The sequence below is a fragment of the Cohnella baijiui genome, from assembly GCF_020731285.1.
In the GTDB taxonomy this organism is placed as follows: Bacteria; Bacillota; Bacilli; order Paenibacillales; family Paenibacillaceae; genus Cohnella.
The window spans coordinates 1-243 of the sequence record NZ_JAJFOW010000321.1 but is presented as its reverse complement, the minus strand read 5'-3'; the positions used below and the strand labels follow the sequence as shown (position 1 = coordinate 243).

At 37.4% G+C, this 243-nt stretch carries 1 protein-coding gene; it reads right to left on the bottom strand.

Going from position 1 to position 243, the window contains the following annotated elements; genetic code table 11:
* A partial coding sequence (locus LKX83_RS32805; protein WP_465249359.1) for a sodium:solute symporter family transporter occupies nucleotides 1–243 on the bottom strand: 243 nt, incomplete at both ends.

Below are 243 nucleotides of genomic sequence, written 5' to 3'. Positions count from 1 at the left end.
TTTTAGTGTATTTACTAACAAAGTAAGTAGTAATCACACTTGCTAAGAATCCAGGAATAATTTCATACATACCAAATAGCTCATTGATAGAAGCTAATGGTTTAATCCAAACAATCCAAATAATTACGACCAATGCGCCGGTAATCATGCCTGCAAGTGCACCAGTACGTGATAGACCTTTCCAATAGAGTGAGAAGATAACTAATGGACTAAATGCGGCACCAAATCCTGCCCAAGCATTAC